General features: G+C 38.7%; 3 protein-coding genes and 2 pseudogenes. 2 read left to right on the top strand and 3 right to left on the bottom strand.

Going from position 1 to position 3767, the window contains the following annotated elements; genetic code table 11:
- Nucleotides 1-34: 34 nt before the first annotated feature.
- Nucleotides 35-403, top strand: a pseudogene (locus tag P9B04_RS16675) (phycobiliprotein lyase); the annotation flags it as partial.
- A gap of 9 nt (nt 404-412) precedes the next feature.
- Here the strand turns inward: P9B04_RS16675 and P9B04_RS16670 are convergent.
- The 3 genes from P9B04_RS16670 to P9B04_RS16660 form a co-directional block, all read right to left on the bottom strand.
- Nucleotides 413-718, bottom strand: a complete 306-nt coding sequence (locus tag P9B04_RS16670) for a CpeR family transcriptional regulator (protein WP_342056109.1) — start codon at nt 716-718, stop codon at nt 413-415.
- 274 nt (nt 719-992) lie between these two features.
- On the bottom strand, nt 993-1595 hold the full coding sequence (locus tag P9B04_RS16665; RefSeq protein WP_342056108.1) for a chromophore lyase CpcT/CpeT: 603 nt from the start codon (nt 1593-1595) through the stop codon (nt 993-995).
- A 108-nt stretch (nt 1596-1703) separates the two neighbouring features.
- Entirely contained in the window at nt 1704-2240 is a 537-nt protein-coding gene (locus P9B04_RS16660; protein WP_342056107.1) for a phycobiliprotein lyase, read from the bottom strand.
- 645 nt (nt 2241-2885) lie between these two features.
- Here P9B04_RS16660 and P9B04_RS16655 point away from each other — a divergent pair.
- Nucleotides 2886-3734: pseudogene (locus P9B04_RS16655) on the top strand (RNA-guided endonuclease InsQ/TnpB family protein); the annotation flags it as partial.
- Between the last annotated feature and the right edge of the window lie 33 nt (nt 3735-3767).

The raw sequence follows: 3767 nt of genomic DNA, 5'->3' as shown, positions 1-3767 counted from the left end.
ATGTTTGGCCTAAGTTTTCGCAGCGAGTGACCCCTGGCTTTTTGAGAAGATACACCCAAACTATGCTGCAATTTTAGTGGACGTTCCTTCTGATATTGATCCTCGCCTGGGGAAATTTTTACGAAATCGCGGTTATGTAGAAGGAATTCCTGTTGTCAGTGCCTATCATTTTTCTGAAGATGGAATCTTGACAATTGAGACGGAATATGAAAGGAATCAAGGTCAAGAACGCTGTTGGTTTTTAACCGATAATTTTCGGGTCAGAGTAACTACGGTTAAGATGATGAACGGAGTTAATTTAATGGGCTACTGTTCTGAGCGTCGTTGTGTTTCTCCGTTCCAACTATCAGAGTTAATTGAACAGAATCGCCAATTGGCAGAAAGGAATTCTATCAATGGATAATTGATAATTCTAGGTATTTTCAGAAAATCGGGTATGGAAACTACCGTTTTTAAACCAGTATTGTTTCAATTCATGATGAGGCGTATGCAAACTGGCCTTGGCTTGATAAAGAAGAATTTGTCGGTGATTCCCTAGCCAAACCCTCTTTTTGGGATCAACAGAAATTAAAGTCCCGCCCAAACTGATTACGCATTTTTCAAATCGTTCAATGGTGGAATAATCTAGGGTTTCAAAAATAAAAAAATTTCCTGAACAGATTAAGTGACGACTGCGAATCCAAGCTTGCATTTTTTTCCGAGCAACTGGAGGAAGCATAATAAATAGGAACAAAAAAAATACTCACAACTGTTTTGATAAGCATCTTTGTGCTTTTTCTCTTCTTTTTCACGAATTTTAACACGATTTACCTAATATTTCTGAATTGACATCCTCACTGCACTTTTATAGCAATTTTCTTATGCATAGATTATAAACTCAAAGAAAAATAGTCCCCACACTTCCCACCCCTCCCAAACTCCCCACTCTCACTAAACCGAGATTTTGATACACACAATTGAAAACTGCTATAGGGCGGTGATTCCCAAACCTTTTATTTGGAAACTTCCACCTCAGGAAGTTCTTTGGCAAAACTTTGGCGTTTTTCAAATATCAACGGACCAGTTGCTGTCCCCCACACCTGTTCATGGGTATTAATATCCAATCCTCGATCCAAACTGGCGAAAGTGTTTTCAGTTAATTCGACTTGACTAACTAAATAAGTTAGACAACCATTTCTAGTAATTAAACAACTATTTCCTTCAACTTTTCCCCGAAACAAATTCCCCTCCTCTTGAAAAATCATCGAACAGTTATAACGACGTTCAATACAATCAGGGGTAATGGTTTTGAGAATATCTTGATTTCTTCCTGCCCCTGCATATAGGATAGGCTCTTTTAAGCCATAATTTTCAACTATTACCTGTCCCTCTTCTTGGACAAATCGATGGACTCCTTGACGATAGGGACTCCAAAGATCATAGTCGTAAGCTTGCTCAGAATAAAAGCCAATCCCTTCAAAAAAATCCCAAGATAAAGGGCGAAAAAACACCCGAATATGAGGGTAATCTTTCGGACTTTCGGCGGCTTGTTTCTGGTTGCTAAAATCCCCCGCAAGCCAGTTAGCTAACTTTAGACTTAATTGTTCCTTAAGCATTTTTTGACCATCCCTTTTATATTTAGGTCTTCACAACTATAATTTGGTTCTCCTCAGTTAGTTGACGACTTATTTTGTGTTGATAGTCTAATCTTTTGTGATAAATCATTATTTGGGGTCAATAACTCGAGTTTCTGAGGAAAAAGAAGCGGTGACGACCCCTGAACCTTGACTTGTTTTAATCAAAGATACTCGTAGGCGAAAATTGGGATTGATAAACCAAATTTTTTCTTCAGCCATAGCACGATCATATGCTGTTGTTAACACAAATGTGCCATCTTCAGTAATTTGATAGTGACCAACAGAAGGAATGGTTTCTGCATAACCCATATCTCGCAGCAATCTTCCAACTTTGGGATTGTCTGGATCTGGTATGGGAACTAGAATAGTAGTCCCCTTAAAAGTTTCCTCTTTTTCATCCCAATCTGTTTCTCCTTCCCAAGTCATACGAAAAGGATGAGCAATTAAAGCCGAGTCAATTTTGTATAATTGACACATATCAATAACTTCCTTGTCTGACTCTTTTAGGGCAATAATATCAATGGTTGAAGTTACTTCTTCAAAGTGCCTGAAAGCCAGATGGTGGGCGCTGCGTTGAGAACGCCAGCTTCCTAAGGAAAGTTCAACAAATTCAGTAATATCCATTTATAAATAGGGACTGCCCAAAAAAGCCTGTCCAATAAAGAGAGCGAATTAAAAATTCGCTCTAAAAACAAGTAGGAGATGCAATTAAGACTCCCACGAGTAGAAATGCGTGGGATTCTTGCTTCATTAGGTTTGTCTAGCTGACAGTTATTACTAACTAAAAGCTCCGTCTAGATTCCCCTCCACAAGCATCTGTTTTAAGTCCACTGGTTGACCGATAGCCGACTGAAGTGTTTTTTTTGTGGTAAGTTGGGAGATACCAAAAAAGTTTCGAATTACCATATAATACAACACTTTGTACTATCTGCTATTGTGATCCACAAAGATACGGTCAAATATGACATATCTTTATTTTGTCGGTGCGACCCTGACGCTCGTGGACTAGCATACCCCATTTCACTACATTTGTGTTGAATATTTACAATACGAAAACTTTTTGAGATTTCAGGAAAGACGAAACCAGATCCTATCCTTGATTGTATTGTCAAACAAAAATTCTTATCTTAACAGAATGTCGGGCATTCATCCCTAAGTTGTAGAACGTTAGGGATGAATGCCCGACCGATAAATAAACGGCATAGCCTCAACATTCCATAACCTCGTACTATCCTGTTATCAGCAACCCAAGCCAATGATAATGTATAAAAAGAATATCCTTGGTTGACTGACGTTTATTCTCAATGCTTGCAGGTTGTGGCCTTAAACTTATCGACAGCTTACAAAAACTTCTTTGATAAACGAACAAAACTACCTAGATTCAAGTCAAAGCACGGTAGGCAATCTATTAGTTATCCTGCTAATGTCAAGTTTGAAGGAGACTACCTAAAGCTTCCTAAGATTGGCTTAGTTTATTGCGTTCGTCATAGGGATTTTGAGGGAACGATTAAGACAGTTACTATCTCAAAAAACAGTGATGGAAAGTACTATGCTTCTGTCTTAGTTGATGATGGTCTCGAGAAGCCAGAAACCTCTACAGAGGGTGTGGAATGCACCGCCGTTTGCGACTCAGATTTTAAATCCGAGTCGGTCGGCGGTAAGGCTATCGGTATAGATTTAGGATTAACTGATTTTGCTGTTACCAGTGATGGCTCAAAATTTGATAATCCTAGACATTTAGCCAAACATCAACACAACTTAAAGCGTAAGCAGCAAAAGTTATCTCGTAAACAAAAGGGAAGTAAAACCAGACAAAAAGCCAAAAACAAACTAGCCAAAGTCCATTCCAAAATCTCTAGATGTCGAGAAGATTTTCTCCACAAACTATCCCGTAAGATAGTCAACGAAAACCAAGTTATTGCTGTAGAAAATCTCAATGTCAAGGGCATGGTAAGAAACCACAATTTAGCTAAGGCTATCAGTGATTGTGGTTGGGGAATGTTTTGTACAATGTTAAAGTATAAAGCAGAAAATGAGGGAAAAGCTTATATTGAAGTTGATAGATTTTTTCCTAGTTCTAAAACTTGCAATGTCTGTGTGACACTCCTCCCGACGCTGATCCAGTAGGTACAGCGCGGGCTTCCCTACCTC

This window comes from Crocosphaera sp. Alani8 (assembly GCF_038442745.1).
In the GTDB taxonomy this organism is placed as follows: domain Bacteria; phylum Cyanobacteriota; class Cyanobacteriia; order Cyanobacteriales; family Microcystaceae; genus Crocosphaera.
This window is presented reverse-complemented; position numbering and strand designations above follow the sequence as displayed.

Bases quoted from the DNA above. Each gene is read 5' to 3' on its own strand.
- P9B04_RS16660 (WP_342056107.1), bottom strand. From the start codon at position 2,240: ATGGATATTACTGAATTTGTTGAACTTTCCTTAGGAAGCTGGCGTTCT.
- P9B04_RS16670 (WP_342056109.1), bottom strand. From the start codon at position 718: ATGCTTCCTCCAGTTGCTCGGAAAAAAATGCAAGCTTGGATTCGCAGT.
- P9B04_RS16665 (WP_342056108.1), bottom strand. From the start codon at position 1,595: ATGCTTAAGGAACAATTAAGTCTAAAGTTAGCTAACTGGCTTGCGGGG.